The sequence below is a fragment of the Methylococcus sp. S1M genome (genome assembly GCF_051295855.1).
Taxonomy (GTDB): domain Bacteria; phylum Pseudomonadota; class Gammaproteobacteria; order Methylococcales; family Methylococcaceae; genus Methylococcus; species Methylococcus capsulatus.
Genome location: NZ_JBPDXO010000004.1, coordinates 254614 through 277779 on the forward strand (window position 1 = coordinate 254614; position 23166 = coordinate 277779).

20 protein-coding genes are annotated in these 23166 nt (G+C 64.6%); 16 read left to right on the forward strand and 4 right to left on the reverse strand.

From position 1 onward, the window contains the following. The first annotated feature begins 4 nt into the window (after positions 1-4). The 13 genes from ACSHWJ_RS09630 (at position 5) to lpxC (ending at position 15676) form a co-directional block, all read left to right on the forward strand. Positions 5-1732, forward strand: a complete 1728-nt coding sequence (locus tag ACSHWJ_RS09630; protein WP_218800502.1) for a peptidoglycan D,D-transpeptidase FtsI family protein — start codon at positions 5-7, stop codon at positions 1730-1732. Then, entirely contained in the window at positions 1729-3234 is a 1506-nt protein-coding gene (locus ACSHWJ_RS09635; RefSeq protein WP_017366118.1) for a UDP-N-acetylmuramoyl-L-alanyl-D-glutamate--2,6-diaminopimelate ligase, read from the forward strand. The genes ACSHWJ_RS09630 and ACSHWJ_RS09635 overlap by 4 nt, the downstream gene beginning before the upstream one ends. 50 nt (positions 3235-3284) lie before the next feature. Next, entirely contained in the window at positions 3285-4367 is a 1083-nt protein-coding gene (mraY, locus tag ACSHWJ_RS09640; protein ID WP_017366117.1) for a phospho-N-acetylmuramoyl-pentapeptide-transferase, read from the forward strand. 5 nt (positions 4368-4372) lie between these two features. Then, positions 4373-5752: a UDP-N-acetylmuramoyl-L-alanine--D-glutamate ligase gene (gene murD / locus ACSHWJ_RS09645; protein WP_432539722.1), complete on the forward strand. Its 1380-nt coding sequence runs from the start codon at positions 4373-4375 to the stop codon at positions 5750-5752. After that, positions 5749-6945 carry a putative lipid II flippase FtsW gene (gene ftsW / locus ACSHWJ_RS09650; protein WP_218798190.1) on the forward strand — a complete coding sequence of 399 codons (1197 nt, stop codon included), beginning with the start codon at positions 5749-5751 and terminating at the stop codon, positions 6943-6945. Before murD ends, ftsW begins: the two co-directional genes overlap by 4 nt. Beyond that, entirely contained in the window at positions 6930-7994 is a 1065-nt protein-coding gene (murG, locus tag ACSHWJ_RS09655; RefSeq protein WP_432539671.1) for an undecaprenyldiphospho-muramoylpentapeptide beta-N-acetylglucosaminyltransferase, read from the forward strand. The genes ftsW and murG overlap by 16 nt, the downstream gene beginning before the upstream one ends. Further along, complete coding sequence (gene murC / locus ACSHWJ_RS09660; protein ID WP_010961653.1) at positions 7991-9409, forward strand: UDP-N-acetylmuramate--L-alanine ligase; 1419 nt, start codon at positions 7991-7993, stop codon at positions 9407-9409. The genes murG and murC overlap by 4 nt, the downstream gene beginning before the upstream one ends. Continuing rightward, on the forward strand, positions 9406-10320 hold the full coding sequence (gene murB, locus ACSHWJ_RS09665; protein WP_432539670.1) for a UDP-N-acetylmuramate dehydrogenase: 915 nt from the start codon (positions 9406-9408) through the stop codon (positions 10318-10320). The genes murC and murB overlap by 4 nt, the downstream gene beginning before the upstream one ends. 22 nt (positions 10321-10342) lie before the next feature. Beyond that, positions 10343-11272 (forward strand): D-alanine--D-alanine ligase, encoded by a 930-nt coding sequence (locus tag ACSHWJ_RS09670; RefSeq protein WP_017366111.1) that lies wholly within the window; start codon positions 10343-10345, stop codon positions 11270-11272. Further along, positions 11242-12063, forward strand: a complete 822-nt coding sequence (locus ACSHWJ_RS09675) for a cell division protein FtsQ/DivIB (protein ID WP_010961650.1) — start codon at positions 11242-11244, stop codon at positions 12061-12063. Before ACSHWJ_RS09670 ends, ACSHWJ_RS09675 begins: the two co-directional genes overlap by 31 nt. Before the next feature lie 132 nt (positions 12064-12195). Further along, positions 12196-13431, forward strand: a complete 1236-nt coding sequence (ftsA, locus tag ACSHWJ_RS09680) for a cell division protein FtsA (protein WP_010961649.1) — start codon at positions 12196-12198, stop codon at positions 13429-13431. Between the two features lie 46 nt (positions 13432-13477). Beyond that, on the forward strand, positions 13478-14626 hold the full coding sequence (ftsZ, locus tag ACSHWJ_RS09685) for a cell division protein FtsZ (RefSeq protein ID WP_010961648.1): 1149 nt from the start codon (positions 13478-13480) through the stop codon (positions 14624-14626). A 135-nt stretch (positions 14627-14761) separates the two neighbouring features. Continuing rightward, positions 14762-15676 carry a UDP-3-O-acyl-N-acetylglucosamine deacetylase gene (lpxC, locus tag ACSHWJ_RS09690; RefSeq protein ID WP_010961647.1) on the forward strand — a complete coding sequence of 305 codons (915 nt, stop codon included), beginning with the start codon at positions 14762-14764 and terminating at the stop codon, positions 15674-15676. A 4-nt stretch (positions 15677-15680) separates the two neighbouring features. Here the strand turns inward: lpxC and ACSHWJ_RS09695 are convergent, their stop codons facing one another. Genes ACSHWJ_RS09695 through surE form a run of 4 tightly spaced genes read right to left on the reverse strand, consistent with a single transcriptional unit; the run spans position 15681 to position 20259 of the window. Further along, positions 15681-16160, reverse strand: a complete 480-nt coding sequence (locus ACSHWJ_RS09695) for a DUF721 domain-containing protein (protein WP_218798186.1) — start codon at positions 16158-16160, stop codon at positions 15681-15683. Between the two features lie 4 nt (positions 16161-16164). After that, on the reverse strand, positions 16165-18843 hold the full coding sequence (locus tag ACSHWJ_RS09700; protein ID WP_218798185.1) for a bifunctional acetate--CoA ligase family protein/GNAT family N-acetyltransferase: 2679 nt from the start codon (positions 18841-18843) through the stop codon (positions 16165-16167). 4 nt (positions 18844-18847) lie between these two features. Beyond that, complete coding sequence (locus tag ACSHWJ_RS09705; RefSeq protein WP_010961644.1) at positions 18848-19507, reverse strand: protein-L-isoaspartate(D-aspartate) O-methyltransferase; 660 nt, start codon at positions 19505-19507, stop codon at positions 18848-18850. Next, complete coding sequence (gene surE / locus ACSHWJ_RS09710) at positions 19504-20259, reverse strand: 5'/3'-nucleotidase SurE (protein ID WP_218798184.1); 756 nt, start codon at positions 20257-20259, stop codon at positions 19504-19506. Before surE ends, ACSHWJ_RS09705 begins: the two co-directional genes overlap by 4 nt. Before the next feature lie 166 nt (positions 20260-20425). On the opposite strand from surE, the gene ACSHWJ_RS09715 reads away from it, so the two are divergent. From ACSHWJ_RS09715 to ACSHWJ_RS09725, 3 genes are read left to right on the forward strand one after another with little or no spacing between them, the layout of a single operon-like run. Further along, complete coding sequence (locus tag ACSHWJ_RS09715; RefSeq protein WP_017366106.1) at positions 20426-21349, forward strand: ZIP family metal transporter; 924 nt, start codon at positions 20426-20428, stop codon at positions 21347-21349. A 1-nt stretch (position 21350) separates the two neighbouring features. Then, on the forward strand, positions 21351-22019 hold the full coding sequence (locus tag ACSHWJ_RS09720) for a TMEM165/GDT1 family protein (protein WP_081423431.1): 669 nt from the start codon (positions 21351-21353) through the stop codon (positions 22017-22019). A gap of 20 nt (positions 22020-22039) precedes the next feature. Next, the gene (locus tag ACSHWJ_RS09725; protein WP_218798183.1) at positions 22040-23164 is read left to right on the forward strand and encodes a glycosyltransferase; all 1125 of its coding nucleotides are present in this window, start codon (positions 22040-22042) and stop codon (positions 23162-23164) included. The last annotated feature ends 2 nt before the right edge of the window (positions 23165-23166 follow it).

Consider the following 23166-nt stretch of genomic DNA (forward strand, 5'->3'; position numbering starts at 1 on the left):
TGCAATGATGTACATAACGAATCCGCAGAGAGAGAGCGATTACGGCGCGCGCTGGTCGCTATTGCTGATCGGCATGATGGCGTCCATGCTGGTTCTGGTCGGTCGGGCCGTCGATCTGCAGGTGGTGGACCGGCAGTTTCTCAAGCATCAGGGCGACCTGCGGCACATGGGCGTCGTGCCTTTGCCGGCGCATCGCGGCCGTATACTGGACCGGAACGGAGATTTGCTCGCGACCAGCTGCCCGGTGAAGTCGATCTGGGTCAATCCCAAAGAGTTCGAGGCCACCGAGGCCCAGTACCAGACTTTGGCGGCACTGATCGGAGAGACACCGGAGGATCTGAAGCGCCGGCTGGGTGAGGCCGGCACCAATCGGGCCTTCGTCTACGTCAGACGTCGTGTCAGCCCGGAGCTTGCCGATCAGGTGACGTCGCTCGGTTTGCCTGGTGTCTATGCCGAAGAAGAGTCCCGCCGTTATTACCCCACCGGCGAGGTGACAGCCCACGTTCTCGGTTTTACCGACATCGATGACAATGGCCAAGAAGGGCTGGAGTTGGCGTTCGACGGGCATCTGAAGGGTATCGAGGGGGCCCGGCGCATCATCCGCGATGGAAAGCGTCGGGTCATCGAGGATGTCGAAAACGTCCGTCCGCCCGTCCCCGGCAAGGACCTGAGCATCAGCATCGACCAGCGGCTACAGTATCTGGCGCATCGGGAGTTGAAGAGGACGGTGCAGCAGCACCGGGCCAAGGCGGGTGCCCTGGTCATGCTCGACGCCAAGACGGGTGAAGTGTTGGCGATGGTCAATCAGCCGGCTTTCAATCCCAACAGCCGCAACGGTACCGTGCCCGGCTCCACCCGCAACCGTGCGATCACCGATCTGTTCGAACCGGGATCGACGATGAAGCCCTTCGCGGTCGCGTGTGCCCTGGAAATGGGGGCATTCCGCCCCAATGCAGTGATCAACACTTCGCCCGGCCTCATGCACGTCGGTTCCAACGTGGTCAAGGACGTGCACAATTACGGGGTGCTCGATGTCGCCGGGGTGCTGCGCAAATCGAGCAACGTGGGGGTGACCAAGATGGCCCTCGCATTGCCGCCGGACAAGTTCTGGGATTTCTATCGTGATCTCGGTTTCGGGCAGGTCTTGAGCACCGGTTTTCCCGGTGAAGCCCAGGGACGCATGCCGGACCGCAAGGGCTTGCGGCCGTTTGCGCAGGCCACGCTGTCGTTCGGCTACGGCGTATCGGCCTCGCCGCTGCATCTGGCGCGGGCTTATCTGGCCCTGGCCAGCGATGGTGTGATACCGCCGGTGAGCCTGCTGAAGCTGGACCGCTCGCCGGAACCGGTCCGGGTGATGTCGAAAAAGACCGCTATGACCGTACGCAACATGCTCGAAGGAGTGGTCTCGGCCGATGGCACGGCGATCAAGGCCAGCATTCCAGGATTCCGGGTCGCCGGAAAAACCGGAACGGTCAAGAAAAACGCCGGGCGGGGTGGTTATCAGTCCTCGCGCTATATCTCGGTGTTTGCAGGCATGGCGCCGGCAAGCGATCCGCGGCTGGTCACCGTGGTGATGATCGATGAGCCTTCGGCGGGGGAATATTACGGCGGCGCGGTGGCGGCGCCTGCATTCGCCGCGGTCATGGAGCCGGCTCTGAGGCTGCTCAACGTCCTGCCGGATCAGGACATGGGCCCCTCGATTCTTTCGGCCCAGAAGGAAGAAGTCTTTTGAGCCGCGAAGGTGGCGGGGCCTCCCTGCGGTGGCTGCTGGATGGCTTGACCGACAGTCAGGACGTGCCGGACATTCCGGTCTATGGCCTGAGTCTCGACAGCCGCTCGGTGCGCACCGGCGACGCCTTTTTCGCGTTGTCGGGGAGCCGGGAACACGGATCCCGGTATGCAGAAGAGGCCGTCCGGCGGGGCGCGCTCATCGTCGTCTATGATTCTTCGGGGGCCGGTGTCAGGGCGCCGGAACCCGGCCTGGGTTTCGCCGTCCCGGTTCGCGATCTGGGACGTCACTTGGGCAGCATAGCTGCCCGTTTTTTCGGCCACCCTTCGGAAACCTTGGACGTCATTGCGGTCACGGGGACCAACGGCAAGACTTCCTGTACCCATTTCATCGCGGAAGCCCTGCAGCCGGACCATCCGACTGCGGTCATCGGGACGCTGGGCTGGGGATTACCCGGAAACCTGCGGCGGATCGCCCACACCACCCCCGATGCGATCGAGATCCATGCCATACTTGCGACGCTCAAGGCCCAGGGTTTCCGACTGGCGGCTCTGGAGGCATCCTCGCACGGGCAGGCCCAAGGCCGCATCAACGGGGTACGTTGCCGCGGTGCGCTCTATACCCGCATTACCCGCGATCACCTCAATTATCACGGAACCTTCGAGTCTTACCTGGCAGCCAAGTTGGGGCTTTTGGCCAACCCTGCCTTGGAGTTCGTCGCGGTTACCCTCGACGATCCGTCCGTCGATGCCATTCTGAGGAGCGTGCCCGCCGGGGTGAAGGTGATCGGCTACAGCCTGGGAGGCGGGGAATCGGTGGATTTCCCGGTGCTTCGCGTTGAGGCGCTGGAGCAGACGCGGGAGGGGCTGCATCTGAAGGTGGACTGCGCGGGCCGGACCATCGAGATCGATGCGCCGGTGTACGGCGATTTCAATGCAGAGAATCTTCTGGGGACATTGGCGGTTCTGGTCGGTCTCGGTTATCCGGCCGAAGCGGCTGCTTCGCGGGTTGGCCGGGTCCGCCCGGTTCCCGGGCGCATGGAGCGGTTTCGCGAAAATGGCCTGACAGTGATCGTCGATTACGCGCATACCCCGGACGCATTGCGAAACGTGCTGACGAGTCTGCGCCGGCATTGCCGGGAGCGGTTGTGGGTGGTGTTCGGCTGCGGCGGCGACCGGGACCGGGGCAAGCGGCCGGAGATGGGAGCCATTGCCGCGCGCATCGCCGACCATGTCATCGTTACCGACGACAATCCCCGCAGCGAACCGGGGGATGCCATCGTTCAGGACATTCTCGCGGGTTGTGGAGAGACTGCCGTCACGGTCGTGCGCGATCGCCGGACGGCCATCCGCGCGGCGATCGCCCAAGCCGGCGACGGTGACATCGTGCTGGTGGCCGGCAAGGGGCACGAAGCTTTCCAGGAAGTGGCCGGCGTGTTCTACGAGTTCTCCGATCGGGAAGAGGTCCGAAAAGCGTTGTCAGCCCGGTACGGCAGTGGCGGCTGAGGTTTTGCAGGGGCGATATGCCCCATGTTGAAGCAGTTTAAGGAAATACGATGCTATTGATTCTGGCGAACTGGCTCGAACACTATTTCGATGTGTTCAGAGTCTTTCACTATCTCACGCTCCGCGGAATTCTGGGGATCCTGACCGCGCTGGTGATTTCTTTCATCGTCGGCCCGCCGATGATTCGGTACCTGGGAAGCTACAAGATTGGCCAGACGATCCGCGACGACGGCCCGCAAAGCCATCTGTCGAAGGCCGGCACGCCCACCATGGGTGGCGCGTTGATTCTGGTGACGATCACCGTCAGCACCCTGTTGTGGTCGGATCTCGGCAACCGTTATGTCTGGGCAGTGCTGTTGGTGACACTGGCTTACGGGCTCATCGGCTTCGTCGACGACTATAAAAAGCTGGTTCTGAAAAACAGCAAGGGGTTGGCGGCGCGCTACAAATATCTGTGGCAATCGGTGTTCGGTCTCGGGGCGGCCTTGTTTCTTTACCACACCGCCAGTTCGCCGCAGGAAACCCAGTTCATCGTGCCATTCTTCAAACAGGTGGTATTGAACATGGGATGGCTGTATGTCCCGCTGGCCTACTTCGTCGTCGTTGGTTCGAGCAATGCCGTGAACCTGACCGATGGTCTCGACGGACTGGCGATTCTTCCAACGGTGCTGGTCGCGGGAGGACTGGCGATTTTTGCCTACGCCTCCGGCCACAGCGAGTTCTCGGAGTACCTGGGGATTCCTTATTTGCCCAAGGCGGGTGAGCTGGTGGTGTTTTGCGGTGCCCTGGTCGGAGCCGGGCTGGGGTTCCTTTGGTTCAACACCTATCCGGCGCAGGTCTTCATGGGCGACATCGGAGCCTTGGCCCTCGGGGCTGCGCTGGGGATGGTGGCCGTGCTGGTCCGGCAGGAAATCGTGCTTATGATCATGGGTGGGATTTTCGTCATGGAGACGGTCTCGGTGATGCTGCAGGTCCTGTCTTTCAAATTGACCGGCCGGCGCATCTTCCGTATGGCGCCGATCCACCACCATTTCGAATTGAAAGGATGGCCGGAACCCCGGGTGATCGTGAGATTCTGGATCATCTCCGTCATCTTGGTGCTCATCGGTCTTGCGACCTTGAAACTGCGCTGATGAACATGCACGACCGCCTCATCGACGAAAATCCGGCCTGCGGTTTTGCCCGTCTCGACCTCGATGTCCGTTCCCGGGTAATCGTGCTGGGTTTGGGGGCGACCGGCCTGTCGACCGTCCGTTTCCTGCGCTGTCACGGTTTCGAATGTGCGGTCATGGACAGCCGTCTCGCCCCTCCGGGTTTGCAGGAGCTGCGCGAAGCGTTCCCCGATGTTCCGCTGTTCCTCGGCGAATTCAGCCGGAGCGCCTTGGCTGCGGCGACGCATCTCGTGGTCAGTCCGGGACTTTCACTGGATCTGGCCGAAATCCGCGAAAGCCACCGCTGCGGGGTGCGTGTGTTCGGCGATCTGGACCTGTTCGCCTGCTGCGTGCGGGCGCCTGTCGTGGCCATCACCGGCGCGAACGGCAAGAGTACGGTCACGACCCTGGTGGGCCTGATGGCGAAGGCATCCGGTGTCAATGCCGCGGTGGGGGGCAACCTGGGGACGCCAATGCTGGACCTGCTGGACGCGGCTGCGGAGCTGTACGTCCTCGAACTGTCGAGCTTCCAGCTGGAACGCTCGGAATTGCTCGAGGCGGACGTCGCGACCGTGCTCAACATCAGTCCGGATCACATGGACCGTTACCCCGACCTGGCGTCCTATGCCGAGGCGAAGCGGCGGGTGTTTCGCGGCGAGGGCCTGATGGTGCTGAATCAGGACGATCCGCTCGTCGCCGCCATGTACCGGCCCGGCAGGCGGGTGGCGCGGTTCGGGTTGGGCAGCGGCGACGAGCTGGACTATTCGCTAGCCCGATGTGAAGGCCGTGCCTGGCTGCTGGCGAAGGGGGTTCCGCTGCTCCCCGCCGACGAGGTGCGGATCAAGGGCCGGCACAATCTGGCCAATGCCCTCGCCGCCGTGGCGATTGCCGATGCCTGCGGGTTCGACCGCCAGGCTGTGGTAGGGGTTCTGCGCACATTTCCGGGGCTGGATCACCGCATGCAATGGGTGGCGGATATCGGCGGTGTCGCCTATGTCAACGATTCCAAGGCGACCAATGTCGGCGCCTGTATCGCGGCTCTTTCCGGACTGGAAGGGAAGGTGGTGCTCATCGCCGGCGGCGACGGAAAGGGCGCGGATTTTTCCTCCCTGGTCCCGGTGGCGGCGGAGAAGCTGCGGGCCGCTGTCCTCATGGGGAGGGACGGGCCGCTGATCGATGAGGTGCTCAAGGGTGTCGTACCCACCATCCGGGTGAAGACGATGTTCGAGGCGGTGCGGGCGGCGAGGGGCGTGGCGCAGAGCGGGGACACCGTGTTGCTGGCGCCGGCCTGCGCCAGCCTCGACCAGTACGAGGACTATCAAGAGCGCGGAAGGGATTTCGCTGCAACGGTGAGGAGCCTGGCATGAGTACCCAAGCGATTCGTGGCGCCCGTGGACTGGTGTTGAAATGGGGGGCCGGACGTTTCTATCTGGACACCGTTCTGCTTTCGGTATCCCTGGGGCTGATGCTTTTCGGTTTCGTCATGGTGTCTTCGGCCTCGCTGCATCTCGGCGAAAAGATGGCGAGTGACAGCTTTTATTTCCCCAAACATCAGCTCGTGCATATCCTGCTGGGGCTGGCGGCGGGTTGGGGGGCCGCGAGGGTCCGCCTGGACACCCTGGAACGGCATTCCAGGTCGCTGTTCTGGGCGGGTATCGCTCTGCTGGTCCTGGTCCTCATCCCGGGTGTCGGCAAGTCGGTGAACGGCAGTGTGCGCTGGATCAACCTGTTCGGGCTGCGTGTCCAGGTGTCCGAGGTATTCAAACTGGTGGCGGCGATCTACGTGGCGGGCTATATCAGCCGGCACTTGGAAACCGTCAGGACCTCGGTCAAGGGGATGATCTTTCCTTTGAGCCTGCTCGCCATCGGCGCGGTCCTCCTGCTGAAGGAACCCGACTTCGGCGCCACCGCGGTAGTCATGGCGACTGCCTTGGGGATGCTGTTTCTCGCGGGTGCCCGCCTTTGGGTGTTCGTCGGTCTGTTGGGACTGGTCGCGGTCGCCGGGACTGTGCTGATCTACACCGCCGAATACCGGCTCAGGCGGGTGCTCAGCTTTCTCGACCCTTGGGCCGATCCGCTCAACTCGGGTTTTCAGTTGACTCAGGCCCTGATCGCCTTTGGCCGTGGCGAGTGGCAGGGGGTTGGCCTGGGTTCCAGCGTCCAGAAACTGTTCTATCTGCCCGAAGCCCATACCGATTTCCTGTTTTCGGTGATCGGCGAAGAGCTGGGCCTGTGGGGAGCCACCACGGTCATCCTGCTGTTCGCCATCGTGGTATGGCGGGCGCTGGCGATCGGTCGGCTCGCCGAGCGCAGCGGCAATCTGTTCGCCGCTTTCCTCGCCTACGGCATCGGCATCTGGCTGGGTCTGCAGTCTTTCATCAACATGGGGGTGAACATGGGCATGCTGCCCACCAAGGGATTGACCCTGCCGCTGATGAGTTACGGTGGCGGCAGCATGATGGTGGTCTGCGCCGCGGTCGGCTTGCTGTTCCGTATCCGCAGCGAGGCGGTGGCCAGCTTTCTGGGCAACGGCCGGAAGGGTCTATGGCCCGGCGTATAGTGATTCTCGCCGGGGGGACCGGCGGCCACGTCTTTCCCGCGCTGGCGGTGGCGGGCAAACTGCGCCGGGCGGGCGCCGAGGTTTTCTGGATGGGGACCCGGACTGGCCTGGAGGCACGGGTCGTGCCGGCCGCCGGCTATCCGATCGACTGGCTCAGCGTCAGCGGCATACGCGGCAAGGGCTTGGCCTCCAAGGCGAAGGCCGCGGCCATGCTGGGCTTGGCCTGTCTGCAGACCCTGCGTATACTTCGCCGCAGAAAGCCGGATGCCGTACTGGGCATGGGCGGCTTCGTTGCCGGTCCGGGCGGACTCATGGCCCGGGTGCTCGGCATTCCGCTGATCATCCACGAACAGAACCGGATTCCCGGCACCACCAATCGATGGTTGTCCCGGATAGCCAACCGGGTGCTGGAGGCCTTTCCCGGCGCCTTCCAGGCATCCGCCGGCGCCGTCTGCACCGGCAATCCCTTGCGGCAGGGCATAGAAACCTTTCGAGACCATCATACGGCCCGTGAAGGCCGGCGCGTCCTCGTCCTGGGCGGGAGCCTGGGCGCGCAGGCCTTGAACCGCATCGTACCGCGGGCCCTCGCGCGCCTAGGCGGGGAGCCGGTCGAGATTCGTCATCAAACCGGGCAGGCCATGTTCCAGGAAACCCAGGATTTGTACCAGCAGCTCGCACTGACCGCGAAAGTGGACCCATTCATCGAGGACATGGAGGAGGCTTATGGCTGGGCCGACCTCGCGATATGCCGTGCCGGCGCCATGACCGTGAGCGAACTGGCCGCGGCGGGGTTGCCTGCCATACTCGTGCCTTTCCCCTATGCCATCGACGATCACCAGACTGCCAACGCAGACTATTTGGCGGAGGCGGGTGCGGCGGTGTTGATGCCGCAGTCGTCCCTCGATGAGGTATCGCTGGCGGTCGAGATCCGCGCACTCCTGGACCAACGCGACCGGCTCGAGGCGATGAGCGCGGCGGCACGTAACCTGGCCCGTTACGATGCCGCCGAAAGCGTCGCGAAGGTCTGTCTGGAGGAGGCCGGCGCATGACACCCCGAACCGAAGGCATGAAGAAGATCAGCCGCATCCATTTCGTCGGTGTGGGCGGCGCGGGCATGAGCGGTATCGCGGAGGTCCTGCTGAATCTCGGCTACCGGGTATCCGGTTCCGATCTGCAGCAGAACGCCAATACCCGCCGCCTGGCCGAGCGGGGCGCCGTGATCTCGATCGGGCATGAGGCCCGCCACGTCGAGACCGTGGACGTCGTAGTGGTTTCCAGTGCGGTGGAGCAGTCCAACGTGGAGATCGATGCCGCCCGGACCGCCCGGATTCCGGTCATCTCGCGGGCCGAAATGCTGGCGGAGCTGATGCGCTTCCGTTACGGCGTGGCGGTGGCCGGCACCCACGGCAAGACCACGACCACCAGCCTGACCGCCAGCATCCTGGCCGAAGGGGGGCTGGACCCGACTTTCGTGATCGGCGGCCGGTTGAACAGTGTGGGTGCCAATGCCCAGCTGGGCCAAGGCGAGTATCTGGTCGCCGAAGCCGATGAGAGCGACGCTTCGTTCCTGCATCTCCAGCCCATGATCGCGGTGGTGACCAACATCGACCAGGATCACATGGGCACCTACGGCAACGATTTCGGCCGGCTCAAGGATGCGTTCGTCGAGTTCCTCCACCATGTGCCGTTCTACGGGGCGGCGGTGCTGTGTGCCGAAGACCCCGGCGTGCGTGACATCCTGCCGCGCCTGAGCAAGCCATACCGCACCTATGGAGAAAGGGAAGGTGTCGACATCCGCGCGGTCGGCATCCAGCGTCTCGGTCTGCAGAGCCGGTTCAGCGTGCTGCGGCAGGGCGCCGAACCGCTGGAAATCACACTCAATTTGCCGGGCTACCACAATATTCTCAATGCCCTGGCCGCGATCGGCGTGGCCACCGAGCTGGGTGTCGCCGACGCGGTGATCCAGCGGGCGCTGGCGGGATTCCGCGGCATCGGCCGGCGCTTTCAGATCAATGCCTGCCTGAACTTCGGTGACGGCGAAATCACCTTCGTCGACGATTACGGTCATCACCCGAGCGAATTGGCGGCGACCCTGGATTCCGCCCGCAACGCCTGGCCGGACCGGCGTCTGGTCGTGGTGTTCCAGCCCCACCGCTATACGCGGACCCGCGATTTGTTCGAGGATTTCGTGCAGGTCCTGTCCCGGGTCGACGTGCTGATCCTGCTGGAGGTCTACTCCGCCGGCGAGGCGCCCATCGCCGGCGCCGACGGGCGATCCCTCAGCCGGGCCATCCGCGTGCGGGGACAGATCGATCCGATTTTCGCCGAAACGCCGGAAGAGGTGTTCGACATCCTGCCGAATGTACTGAAGCCGGGCGACGTCGTGATGACATTGGGTGCCGGCAGTGTCGGCGTGCTCGCCCAGCAGTTGCCCGAGCGTCTGGGATCGGAGGCGGTTCCGTGACGGTCCGCGAGTCCGCTGCCCGTACCGCCGCACCTTCGCGTGGAACCTGGCTCGAACACGAGCCGCTGGCCGGGCATACCAGCTGGCGGGTGGGTGGGCCGGCAGAGCGGTTCTATCAGCCGGCCGATCTCGACGACCTGGTCCAGTCCCTCCGCGCCCTGTCGCCCCAGGAGCCGTTGTTCTGGTTGGGCCTAGGCAGCAACGTGCTGGTCCGGGACGGGGGTATCCGCGGTACGGTGGTCTGCACCAAGAACCGTCTGCGCGTCATCGAAGCCCGGGGCCCTGCCTGCGTCTATGCCGAAGCCGGTATCCCCTGTGCTCATGTGGCCCGCTTCTGTACCGAGCGGGACTGGGTCGGCGCCGAATTCCTGGCCGGCATTCCCGGCACCCTGGGCGGTGCTCTGGCGATGAATGCCGGCGCGTTCGGGGGCGAGACCTGGAGCCTGGTGCGACGCGTGCTCACGGTGAACCGTGGCGGCCGGACGATCTGGCGGGCCCCCGAGGAATTCGAAGTGGGCTACCGTCATGTGCAAGGGCCGGAAGGGGAGTGGTTTGTGGCGGCGGAACTCGAACTCGCGCCCGGCGACGGGCGCGCCGGGCGCGAGCGCATCAAGGCCCTGCTGGCGCGGCGCTCGGCGACTCAGCCGACCCATCAGCCGAGCTGCGGATCGGTGTTCCGGAATCCGCCTGGCGATTTCGCCGCCCGCCTGATCGAGGCCTGCGGTCTTAAGGGGCATACCGTGGGTGGGGCCCAGGTATCCCTCAAGCATGCCAATTTCATCGTCAATTCAGGGGATGCGACGGCGGCTGACATCGAGACCTTGATTGCGGAAGTGCGCGATCGGGTGGCCCTGCTCTGCGGTGTCTGGCTCGAGCCCGAAGTCCGAATCGTGGGCGAAGCCCAGGCGTAAACCATTTTTTGTGAGGAACCGAGTGGAAAAAAGGATTCAGCAGGCATCAGAGTTTGGCAAGGTCGCGGTTCTGATGGGCGGTTCGGCGGCCGAACGGGAGATTTCGCTGAAAAGCGGCAAGGCCGTTTTGGAAGCATTGCGGAGCGGCGGGATCGATGCCGAAGGTATCGATGTCGGGCGCGACCTGATCGCCCCGTTGCTGGAGCGCCGCTTCGACCGGGTGTTCAATGTCATTCACGGCCGCGGCGGCGAGGACGGCGTGCTGCAGGGCGCCCTCGCTTGTTTGAGGGTTCCTTGCACCGGAAGCGGTGTGCTGGCTTCCGCGCTGAGTATGGACAAACTGCGTACCAAACTGTGCTGGACGGGAGCCGGTCTACCGACTCCCCCCTGGCTGCGCCTGGATTCGCCCGATGATCTCGAGCGTTGCCGGCAGGCCTTGGGTTTCCCGGTGATCGTCAAGCCGGCGGAAGAGGGGTCGAGCATAGGCATGAGCCGTGCTGCGACGGCCGAAGAACTGGCACAGGCCTGGGAGCGTGCCTCCGGTTACGGCTGTGCCGTTTTCGCCGAACGCTGGATCGACGGCGTCGAATACACCGGCGGCATGCTCAAGGGTGTGCCGTTGCCGCTGATCCGCCTGGAAACCCCACACGCCTTCTATGATTTCGATGCCAAATACCGGGCCGACACCACCCGTTACCACTGTCCGTGCGGACTGGACACCGGGCGCGAGGCCGAACTGCAGGCGCTGGTGCTGCGGGCCTGCCAGATCGTCGGCGTCAGCGGCTGGGGCCGGGTCGACCTGCTGGTGGACCGCAGCGGCCAGCCCTGGCTGATCGAGGTCAATACCGTGCCTGGCATGACGGACCACAGTCTCGTTCCGATGGCCGCCAAGGCCGCAGGCATCGATTTTCAGGAGCTGGTGTGGCACATCCTGGAAACCAGCTTCGCCTGAAGCGGCAACGGCGGTCTCGCGCCGGGAATGTGGCCGTTCCGGCCGGCCGCGGCTCGCGCGCGGCCGTGACGGCGCTGTTCGCTCTCTGCCTGATTTGGGGGGGCGTCGGCTGGGGAGTATCGTGGATCGCCGAGCGGCGGGTGCAGACCGTCCGTGTGAAGGGCGCTTTCCGCTATATCGATCCGGCGTCGGTGGAAGACACCGTCAGAGAGAAGCTGGTCACCGGCAACACCTATTTCGGAGTTCCCCTGGCCGAAATCCGGCAGGCGGTGACCACCATTCCCTGGGTGGCCGAAGCTTCGGTGGAACGGCGATGGCCGGACCGGCTCGAGGTGGATGTGCGGGAGCACCGCCCCGTGGCGCGCTGGGGCGATACGGACTTCATCGACGACCGCATGAACCGTTTTCATGTCGGTAGTACCCGAGGGTTCGAACATCTGCCACTGCTGGCAGGGCCGGACGGTCAGGAACGCCGGCTGGTCAAGGTGCTGATCGCTCTCGATGAACGGTTCGAAAGCTGGGGAACACGGGTCGCCGAACTTCGGTTGACCGATCGCTGGTCATGGTCGTTGCGCTTGGAATCGGACCTCCGCGTCGAGTTCGGGCGCCGGGAGCCGGTCGAGGTGATTTCCAGCCTCCTGGCCCTCCTGCCGCTGTTGGGAAAAGAACGCATGGCCCTGCTCCAAAGTATCGATTTGAGGTATCCTTACGGCTTCGCGGTGGTTTGGAAAACATATCCGCCCGACGTGGAGGCTCCCCTCGAACAGCTTGGGGGGAAGCCTCCTGCATGAAGCGGCGGCCGCGCATCGACGAGAGGGAATCTTTTTCCGCACAACACGCCCGGTCGGGCGGGGAACGGCAGGGTCGGCTATTGAACACAATAGGCTGGGCATGCGTCTGACACATCCTTCGAATATCACTTCATGGGCAAAAAGTCTGACAAGAACGTAATCGTAGGGCTGGACATCGGCACTTCCAAAGTGGCCTGTCTCGTGGGTGAGGTCAATGAGGATGGCCAGATCGAGGTGGTCGGCCTGGGCACCCACCCCTCGCGGGGGCTCAAAAAAGGCGTCGTCGTCAATCTCGAAACCACCGTTCATTCCATTCAGCGCGCGGTCGAGGAAGCGGAGCTGATGGCCGGTTTCCGCATCCACTCGGTCTACGCCGGCATCGCCGGCAGCCACATCAGCAGCATGAATTCCCACGGCATCGTCGCAATCCGGGACAAGGAGGTCACCCAGGGGGATGTCGACCGTGTCATCGACTCCGCCAGGGCGGTCGCCATTCCGGCCGACCAGAAAATTCTGCACATCCTGCCACAGGAATTCGTCATCGATCGGCAGGAGGGGGTGAAGGAGCCCATCGGCATGTCGGGTATACGCCTCGAGGCCCGGGTGCACATCGTCACCGGCGCGGTGAGCGCGGCCCAGAACATCCAGAAATGCATCCAGCGCTGCGGCCTGGAGGTCGACGACATCGTGCTCGAACAACTGGCGTCGAGCCAAGCCGTCCTGACGGACGATGAGAAGGAGCTCGGCGTGTGCCTGGTGGACATCGGCGGCGGTACCACGGACATCGCGGTGTTCACCGACGGCGCCATCCGCCACACCGCGGTGATCCCCATTGCCGGCGACCAGGTGACCAACGACATCGCCGTGGCGCTGCGCACGCCCACACCCCATGCCGAGGCGTTGAAGCTCAAGCATGCCTGCGCGCTGACCCAGCTCGCCGACATCGAAGACACGATCGAAGTGCCCAGCATCGGCGACCGGCCGTCCCGGCAGATTTCCAGGCTCAATCTCGCGGAGATCGTGGAGCCGCGCTACGAAGAATTGCTGCTGCTGGTGCAGGCGGAACTGCGCCGGGCGGGTTTCGACGATCTGATCGCGGCAGGCATCGTGCTGAGCGGCGGCAGTTCGCGGGTCGAAGGACTGGTGGAGCTGGCGGAAGAAATCTTCCACATGCCGGTGCGGCTGGGCGTGCCTTACACGGTTTCCGGTCTCAACGACGTGATTCGCAATCCGGCCTACGCCACGGGAGTGGGGTTGTTGCTGCATGGGCGGCAGCATTTGTTTTCCGGGGAGCGCCCCCTGCTGGGAGGTGGCGGTTTCAGGAGCATCTGGCTGCGCATGAAGAATTGGTTTCAGGGAAATTTCTGAGATTTTCGGTTTTTCCGGATGGCCCGTATTCATAGGGGATGGGAACATGAAATTTGAACTCGTAGATTCATTCAGTCCGAACGCAGTCATCAAGGTGATCGGCGTCGGCGGCGGCGGCGGCAATGCCGTCAATCACATGGTGAGCAGTCAGATCGAGGGCGTGGATTTCATCTGTGCCAATACCGATGCCCAGGCGCTCCGGAACCTCGGTGCGCGCACCGTCATCCAGTTGGGCAACAATCTGACGAAGGGGCTGGGCGCCGGCGCCAATCCGGATATCGGCCGGCAGGCTGCGCTCGACGACCGCGAGCGCATCCTCGAGGTGCTGGATGGTGCCGACATGGTGTTCATCACGGCGGGCATGGGCGGAGGCACCGGCACCGGCGCCGCGCCCGTCATCGCGGAAATCGCCAAGGAAGCCGGCATCCTCACCGTTGCGGTGGTGACCAAGCCGTTCCCGTTCGAAGGCCGCAAGCGCCGATTGGTCGCCGACAAGGGCATCGCGGAACTGAGCCAGTTCGTGGATTCCCTCATCACCATTCCGAACGAGAAGCTCCTGCCGGTGCTGGGCAAGGACGTGAGTCTGATGGCCGCGTTCGCGGCGGCGAACGATGTGTTGCTCGGCGCCGTGCAGGGCATCGCCGAGCTGATTACCCGTCCGGGTCTCATCAACGTGGATTTCGCCGACGTGCGCACCGTCATGTCGGAAATGGGCGTCGCCATGATGGGTACGGGTGTGGGCAGCGGTCCGACCCGCGCGCGCGACGCTGCCGAACGGGCCATCGCCAGCCCGCTGCTGGAAGACATCAGCCTGTCCGGCGCGAAGGGCATCCTGGTCAACATCACCGGCGGTCTCGATCTCGCCATCGGCGAATTCGACGAAGTGGGCAATGCGGTCAAGGACTACGCCTCCGACGAGGCGATGGTCGTCATCGGTACGGTGATCGATCCGGAGATGCAGGACGAGGTCCGCGTCACCGTGGTGGCGACCGGACTCTCGGGCCAGTCCCAGATGGTCTCCGAGGCCCCGCTGAAACTGGTGCACAAGCAGACCGGCGAAATCGACTACGAGCAGATGCAGCGTCCCACGGTGCTGCGCAAGCAGCCCAAACACGAGCCGCGCGGCGAACCCAGTAAGGAGATGGATCTCGAGTATCTCGACATTCCCGCATTCCTGCGCCGCCAAGCCGATTGAGTTTCCGGCTCCTGCTCTCTCCGCGCCTTCAAAAGCTCCTTCGGGAAACATGTGGACCGTGGCCCGGATGACGCATCGAACGACCTACCGGATCGGCCGCCGCACGGCGGCCCCTTAGTATGGGGGGACATCTGTATGATCAAACAAAGAACCTTGAAAAACGTCATCCGCGCCACCGGCGTGGGTCTTCACACCGGTGAAAAGGTTTATCTGACGCTCAGGCCGGCGGCACCCAATTCAGGCATCAAGTTCAGACGGGTCGATCTCGCCGAGCCGGTGGTGATCGATGCCCGGCCCGACAACGTCGGTGACACCACCTTGTCGACGACGCTGGTGAAGGGCGACGTGCGCATCTCCACGGTGGAACATCTGCTTTCCGCGTTTGCCGGCCTCGGGATCGACAATGCCTATGTCGACGTCAGCGCGCCGGAAGTGCCGATCATGGACGGCAGTGCGGGGCCCTTCGTGTTCCTGATCCAGTCCGCCGGCGTGCAGGAACAGGAAGCGCCGAAGCAGTTCATACGCATCAAGCGGCCGCTCCAGGTCGAGGATGGCGACAAATGGGCCAGGTTCGAGCCTCATGACGGTTTCAAGGTGACGTTCACCATCGACTTCGATCATCCGGTGTTCGACAAGAACTCGCAGACTGCCAGCATCGAATTTTCCTCGACCAGTTTCGTCAAGGAGATCGCCCGTGCCCGTACCTTCGGCTTCATGCGCGACATCGAGATGCTGCGCAAGAACCGTCTGGCCCTGGGCGGTTCCATGGACAATGCCATCGTCGTGGACAAATTCCGGGTGCTCAACGAGGACGGCCTGCGCAGCGGCGACGAGTTCGTCAAGCACAAGATCCTCGATGCCATCGGCGACCTCTATCTCCTGGGGCACAGCCTGATCGGCTCGTTCACGGGCTACAAATCCGGCCACGGCCTCAACAATCATCTGCTGTGCGAACTCCTGAAGGCGCGCGATGCCTGGGAGATGGTGAGCTTCGAGGACGAGGGGTACGCCCCGATCTCCTATATGCGGACGGCGCCGGCAGGGCGCTGAGCATTCAACGCGGCAACCGGCGCAGGGTGCTGCACAGGCGGGCGAGGGCGGTTCCGATGTCACCCTCGCTGGCCCGCGCAGCGGCGTCGATCGCGGCGATCGTCGCCGGGAGGGGACGGTGTGGGGCCGGTCGGCGGGGCGCGGGGCGCGGTGCTTCCATGGCCAGGGAGAGCGTTCTGACCTTGCCCCGGCGGAACTGGCCGTGGCCTTCCTGCGCCAGTTCTTCGATGATCCGGGGCAGGTAGAAGCGTAACTGTGAAGCCCAGGCGGCCGACTCGGCGTAAAGCACCAGGGTGCCATCTCCCGCCACGCACTCTCGGCAATGGTGGGCCAGGGGCGGCGGTAGCAGACGCCGGATGGTTTCCAGCAGCCTCCGGTGGGTTTCGATGCGTGCCAGGCAGGTTTCCGGGGTTTTCCGGGGGATGAGATCGGAAACCCGGTGAGGATGCGGCCGTTCTTCGGCCGGTGACGATGGGGGATTCATCCGTTCACAGATTCCTGAATACTTGCACGATCGAAGCGTCCTCGGCTGATGGGGTTGCCGAGAAGCCCAGCGTCTCCACGAAGTGGAGCATCTTGCCATTGTCCGCCAGCACTTCGCCTTGCAGCTTTTGTATCCCTTTTTCTCGTGCCGCGTCGGACAACATGGCCATGAGGCGGGAACCGATGCCGCGGCGCTGCCAGGCGTCGGCGACGACGATGGCGAACTCGGCCGTGGCTCCGCCCGGATTGCTGAAAAAGCGCGCGACTGCCACCTCCGTCTCGCCTTGGTCGGTCTCGACGGTGGCGATCAGCGCGAGTTCCCGGTGGTAATCGAGCTGGGTCAGGCGCACCAGCATTTCGGGGCTCAATTCCTGAACCGACTGCATGAAGCGGAAATACTTGGCTTCCTCCGACAGTCCGCGGACGAAGGCCTGTACCATCGCCGCGTCCTCGGGCCGTATGGGGCGGGTGGTGACCGTCGTGCCGTCGTTGAGCTGGAACCGGCTGACCCATTGGGCGGGATAGGGATGGATCGCCATGTGATCGTAGCGCCGGCGTCCGGCCGGCGGGTGGCGCACTACGATCCGGGCGTCGAGCGCATAGACCCCGGTTTCGTCAGCCATCAGGGGATTGATGTCCATCTCCCGGATCTGCGGCAGTTCGCACACCATTTCCGACACCCGCTGCAGGGTCTGGACCAGCGCCTCCATGTGGATCGGCGGCAGGTTGCGGAAAGCGCCGAGGGCGGCGGAGATCCGGGTCTGGCCGATCAGTGTGCGGGCGATATGGGCGTTGACCGGCGGCAGTCCGATCGCCCGGTCGCGGCTGATCTCCACCGCCGTGCCTCCGGCGCCGAAGCCGATCACGGGGCCGAACACCGGATCATCGATCACGCCCACCAACAGTTCACGCCCGTGCCGCCCCGTGTACATTTTTTCCACCGACACTCCTTCGATACGGGCATCCGGTTTACGCCGACCCACCCGCGCAAGCAGTTCGTTGTAGGCCTGCCGCACCGATTCGGCATGGGTCACATTGAGCATCACGCCGTCCACGTCGGACTTATGGGTAATGTCGGGCGACAGCACTTTCAGGGCCACCGGAAATCCCAGGCACTCCGCCGCGGCCAGGGCTTCGTTGGGGGAATGGGCGGGGAGGGCCGGCAGCATGGGGATGCGGAAAGCGCCGAGGATGGCCCGTGTTTCCAGGGGGGAAAGCAGGCTGCGCTTGTCTCCCAGTGCACCTTCCATGATCAGGTGAGCGCCTGGGATGTCGGGCGGTTCGAGTTCGGCCAGGGGGCCGGGCACCTGCAGCAGCATCTGCTGGTTGCGATGATGTTCGGCGAGGAAGCCGAAGGCCTGGGTGGCGCTTTCCGGGTTGGGAAAGGAGGGGATGCCATGGTCGGTGAACAGTGCCCGGCCTTCCTTGACCTGGGTTTCCCCGAGCCAGCAGGCCAGGACCGGCTTTTTCGAATCGCCGATGGCTTCGATCGTCCGTTTCGCTGCGCCGGTCGGATCGGTCATGGCCTGCGGCGTGAGCATCACCAAGAGGCCGTCTGTCCCGGGATCGGCCAGGCAGACCTCGACCGCGGCGGCATAACGCTCCGGTGTGGCATCACCGATGATGTCGACGGGATTGCCGTGTGACCAGAACGCCGGCAGCACCTGGTCGAGGCGTTGCAGCGTGGCCTCGGACAGCTCCGCCAAGCGTAGTCCGCGTTCGACCGCGGCATCGGTCGCCATCACGCCGGGGCCCCCGGCATTGGTGACGATGGCCAGACGATCCCCCTGGACCGGATGGGCGCTCGCCAACAACTGGGCGGCGGCGAACAACTGCTCGATCGTCTTGGCGCGGACCACGCCGGCCCGTTTCAAAGCGGCGTCGAACACGTCGTCGGCGCCCACCAGCGCGCCGGTATGGGAGACCGCGGCCCGCGAGCCTTCGGCGTAGCGGCCGGCCTTGATGACGATGACGGGCTTGAGCCGAGCCGCCGCCCGCAAGCCGCTCATGAAGCGGCGGGCGTCGCGGATGCCTTCCACATACAACAGGATGCTGCGGGTCTCCTGGTCCAGCGCCAGGTAATCCAAGATGTCGCCGAAATCGAGGTCGTAAGCCGAGCCGATGGATGCCACCACCGAAAAACCGATGCGGTGGGCGCTGGCCCAGTCGACGATCGCCGTGCACAAGGCGCCGGACTGGGAGACCAGGGCGAGCCCGCCCGGTAGGGCGACATTGTTGCTGAAGGTGGCATTGAGATTCAGGCTGGGCCGCATCAGTCCCAGGCAGTTCGGCCCGAGCAGCCTTATGCCCTGATTTCCGGCCTCCGTGAGCAAGGACTGGGACAGGCGGCGGCCCTGGTCGTCGCCGTCCCCGAAACCTGCGGAAAACACGATCGCGGCGCGGACGTTTTGTTCGCCGCATTCCCTCAGGATTCCGGGAACGGTCGGTGCCGGGGTGGCGATCAGGGCGAGATCGACGGCGCCGTCGACTTCGCTCAGCGACTTGTAGCAGCGCTGACCCAGGATCTTTTCGTGCCTGGGATTGATGGGGTGGACCGGGTTGCGGAAGCCGCCTTCGAGCAGGTTGCTGAAGAGGCGGAATCCCACCGAATCGGGCCGTTCGCTGGCTCCGAACACGGCAACACTGCGGGGCCGGAAGAGGGTGTCGAGGTAGGGGCCGGCCATGCCGTTACACCGTGCCGGCCAGCAGCGGAACGAACACGACCGGCTCCACGGAGCGGGCTTCGTAGCCCGCGTCGGTACGCATGATGCGTTCGAGCGTCTGTTGCCGGCCCACGCCGATCGGGGCGACGAGCACGCCGCCGGGATTGAGCTGGTCCAGCAACGCAGCCGGCAGGCGCGGCGGGGCGGCGGTCACGATGATCCCGTCGAATGGGCCGGATTCGCGCCAGCCCAGATGGCCATCGCCGTGTTTCAGCCGCACGTTCCGGAGGTTCAGGTCGGCCAGGCTGCGGATGGCCCGCTCCTGTAGGGCATGGACGCGCTCCACCGAATAGACGGTGCCGACCAGTTGGGCCAGGACGGCGGTCTGGTAGCCGGAGCCGGTGCCCACTTCCAGCACGCGGCGCAAGGGGCCGTCCTCGAGCAGGAGTTCGGTCATGCGGGCGACCGTGTAAGGCCGCGAGATAGTCTGGCCGAAGCCGATCGGCAGGGCCATGTCTTCGTACGCCCGGCTGGCGAAAGCCTCTTCGACGAAGATGTGGCGGGGGATGCTGCGCATGGCGGTCAGCACCCTGGGGTGGCGGATCCCCAGTTCCCGTAGGCGGCCGACCATGCGCTCGCGGGTGCGCGGCGACGTCATGCCGATGCCCTGCAGGCGGACGTTCATGCGGTGACTCTGGCGGGCAGCCATGCGCCCAGTTGATCGAGCCGCTCGTAGCGGGTGAGATCGATCTGCAGCGGGGTGACCGAAACACAGTTCTGACGGATGGCGTGGAAATCGGTGCCGGGGCCCGCATCGGCCTCGGGGCCGGCGCAGCCCACCCAGAAAATCTCCCGCCCGCGCGGGTCGCGGGTGCGGACGACCGCTTCCGCTTTGTGGCGGGCGCCGAGCCGCGTGGCCCGATAGCCTCTGAGCTCATCCGGGGGAATGTCGGGAACGTTGACGTTCAATATGGTGTCCGCCGGCAGCGGGTTTTCCCGGATGCGCTCCAGAAGCTCGACGGCGACTTGGGCGGCGGTTTCAAAGTGCTCCGGGTTGTGGGCGGCCAACGAGATCGCCACGGCCGGCAGGCCGAGGAAACGGCCTTCGGTAGCCGCGGCGACGGTACCGGAATAGATGACGTCGTCGCCCAGATTGGCGCCGTGGTTGATGCCGGCGAACACCATGTCCGGTTCGCTGTCGAGCAGGCCGGTGATGGCCAGGTGGACGCAGTCCGTAGGCGTCCCATCGACCCGGATGAAGCCATTCTCGGCGCGGGTGGCACGCAAGGGCCGTTCCAGGGTCAAGGAGTTGCTGGCACCGCTGCGGTTGCGTTCGGGGGCGACGACGGTGATCTTGGCCAACGGCGAAAGGGCGGCGGCCAGGGCGCGAAGACCGGGGGCGGCGTAGCCGTCGTCGTTGCTAAGGAGTATGTGCATGAAGGGCGGAAGGATCGGACCAGACCAATGTTTTCATTCTAACCAGAAAATGCTCTCACCGGTCGAGCATCCTGGCATAAAGGTATAATCCGCTGGCAAGGGAGCGGGGCCGTTGCGCCCGTGTTCCGGCACCCACTTCATTCTTCGGCATCGGGCAGGAGGGAACATGGCGGCGGCTGTTTTCAAGCAACTGAGCGAGCGCATCGGCACCTCGCCGCTGGCACGACGCTACCGCGCTCTGCCGCCGCTGATGCAGCGGCTGGTCGTGGTCGCTTCCGCGGTCGTATCGCTCACCCTGGCGCTGGCGCTGGTCTACATTTACCTCAGCCCGGTGATCGCCGCCGGGATTCTCGCCAGTATCCTGGCGGGACTCGCGACCGGGGCAGGCGCCTTGCCCGCGCTGTTCGTCCGCGACGTTTCCCACCGTACCCTCTGCATCATGTTGGGCGGGGCGGCAGGCGTCATGCTGGCGGCGACGGCGTTTTCCCTGATCGTGCCCGGCATCCAATATGGCAACGAAATCTGGCCGGGGAAGGGCATCTTCGCAGTGGCGCTCGGCATGATGACCGGTTCCCTGTTCCTGGAGGTGGCGGACCGTATGCTGCCTTATGAGCGATTTCTGGCGCAGAAAGGCGAATTGATCGGCTCGCTCCGGAAAATCTGGCTTTTCATCGTCGCCATCACCCTGCACAACTTCCCCGAAGGCATGGCGGTCGGCGTGAGTTTCGGCGGCGGTGATTGGCACAACGGTGCCACGCTGGCGATCGCCGTGGGTCTGCAGAACATTCCCGAAGGGCTGGCAGTCGCCATGCCCCTGGTGGGGATGGGCTACGAGCGCCGTCAGGCGGTACTGATCGCGACCCTGACCGGGCTGGTGGAGCCGCTCGGCGGGGTCCTGGGGTTGGGTATGGTCTCCGCCTTCTTCCCGCTGCTGCCTTTGGGCATGGCGTTCGCCGCCGGAGCGATGCTGTTCGTGATCAGCGACGACATCATTCCCGAGACCCAGTCCCGCGGCAAGATGCGGGCAGCGACCTTCGCCGTCATGGTCGGCTTCATCGTCATGATGATCCTGGATAATCTGTTCAGTTGACATGTCCTGTTTCTGGTCCTGGAGCCTGCCCGAATGGGCCGGCTCACCGACGTTGCCCTCCGGCGCCCTGGAATGGGCCACGGCTTCCACCACCACTTTTGCCTTGATCGCCGCCGCCGAGATCGGCGACAAGAGCCAGTTGGTCTGCATGACGCTGGCGGCTCGTCACCGCGGTTTGCCAGTGCTGCTGGGCGCTACGGCCGCCTTCGGGTTGCTCAATCTGGCAGCGGTACTGTTCGGCGCGGCCCTGGTCCACTGGGTTCCGCGGCCCGTCGTGGCGGGTGTGGTCGCCCTGCTGTTCCTGGGGTTCGGTCTGAAATCCGTGCTGACGCGGGAGGAGACGGGGGAGGAGTCGGTCGAGGAAAAGCCCGGACACGGCGTCTTCGTCACGACCTTCCTGATGATCCTCTTCGCCGAGTTCGGGGACAAGACCCAGCTGGCAGTGGCCGGGCTGGGCACGTCGGTGTCGCCTTCGGCGGTGTGGGCCGGGGCTTCGCTCGCCCTGGTCCTGACCTCGGTGCTGGGCATCTGGGCGGGGCGGACCGTCCTGCAGACGATCCCGCTGGTCTGGCTGCACCGGCTCAGCGGTGTCCTGTTTCTGGCGCTGGCGGCTTATGCGGGCATGGAGGCTCTGCCGGCGGCGCTGGAGATCATCCGCGCCTTCCGTTGAAGGCGGAGTGGATTTTCCTCATGCAGACGCCCGCTAGCGCATCCCGCCACATCGTCCTGTTCGGCCCGAGTTTCGGGGAAGGGGGGGTTGCACGCGACATCGTCAATCTCGCCAATGGCTTCGTACGGGCCGGCATGGAAGTCAGCGTCCTGGTGAACCGCCCCAACGAACTGTTTACCGAGCAATTGTATCCGCAGGTTCGTCAGGTGGTGCTGCCGAGCCGCAGCGACCGGTGCCTGGCGCGCGAGCTGCTGGCCTTCGTGAGGGCCTGGCGACCGGATGTCGTGCTGACGACCGAAGAGCGCGACGATGGCATCGCCGTGGTCGTGCGTAAGGAGCTCAGGGATCCCGGGGTCCGTTTTTTCCTTCGGATGGTCACCACCTTGTCGGTACGGCTGGCGAACCAGTACCGGTTCCGGTTGAACCGCGCCCTGTACCGCCGCAGACTCCGGCAGATCTACAGCCAGTGCGACGGAGTGATCTGTAATTCCGAAGGGGTGGCGGATGATCTGGTGACCTTCCTGGATCTGCCCCGTGACGGCATCGCGGTCCTGCCCAATCCCACCATCACCCCCGAACTGCTGGCGGCGGCGGAGGAACCCCTCGCCCACCCCTGGTTCGCGTCCGGCGAGCCGCCGGTGATTCTCGGCGCCGGCCGGTTGGGGCGGGCCAAGGACTTCGGGACGCTGCTCAAGGCTTTCGCCTTGCTGCGGCGCTACCGCCCATGCCGCCTGATGATCCTCGGCCAGGGGCGCCAGAAGGAACGTCTGGAGGCACAAGCCCGTGAGCTTGGGGTCGGGGCGGATTTCGAGCTGGCCGGCTTCGTCTCCAACCCGTACGCCTACATGGCGCGGTCCGGGCTGTTCGTGCTGTCCTCGCTATGGGAAGGATGTCCGAACGTGCTCATCGAAGCGATGGCCGTCGGTACTCCGGTGGTCGCCACCGATTGCCGCAGCGGACCACGCGAAATCCTGCAGGGCGGTCGCTTCGGGCCGCTGGTGCCGATGCGTGACGCGGAGGCGATGGCCGAGGCGATGGCGGTGACACTGGATCATCCTTTGTCCCCCGCCATCCTCCGCGAAGCGGTGCAGGGCTATGCCGTAGAAAACAGCATCCGGATGCATTTGGAGACGTTCTTTCCCTGATG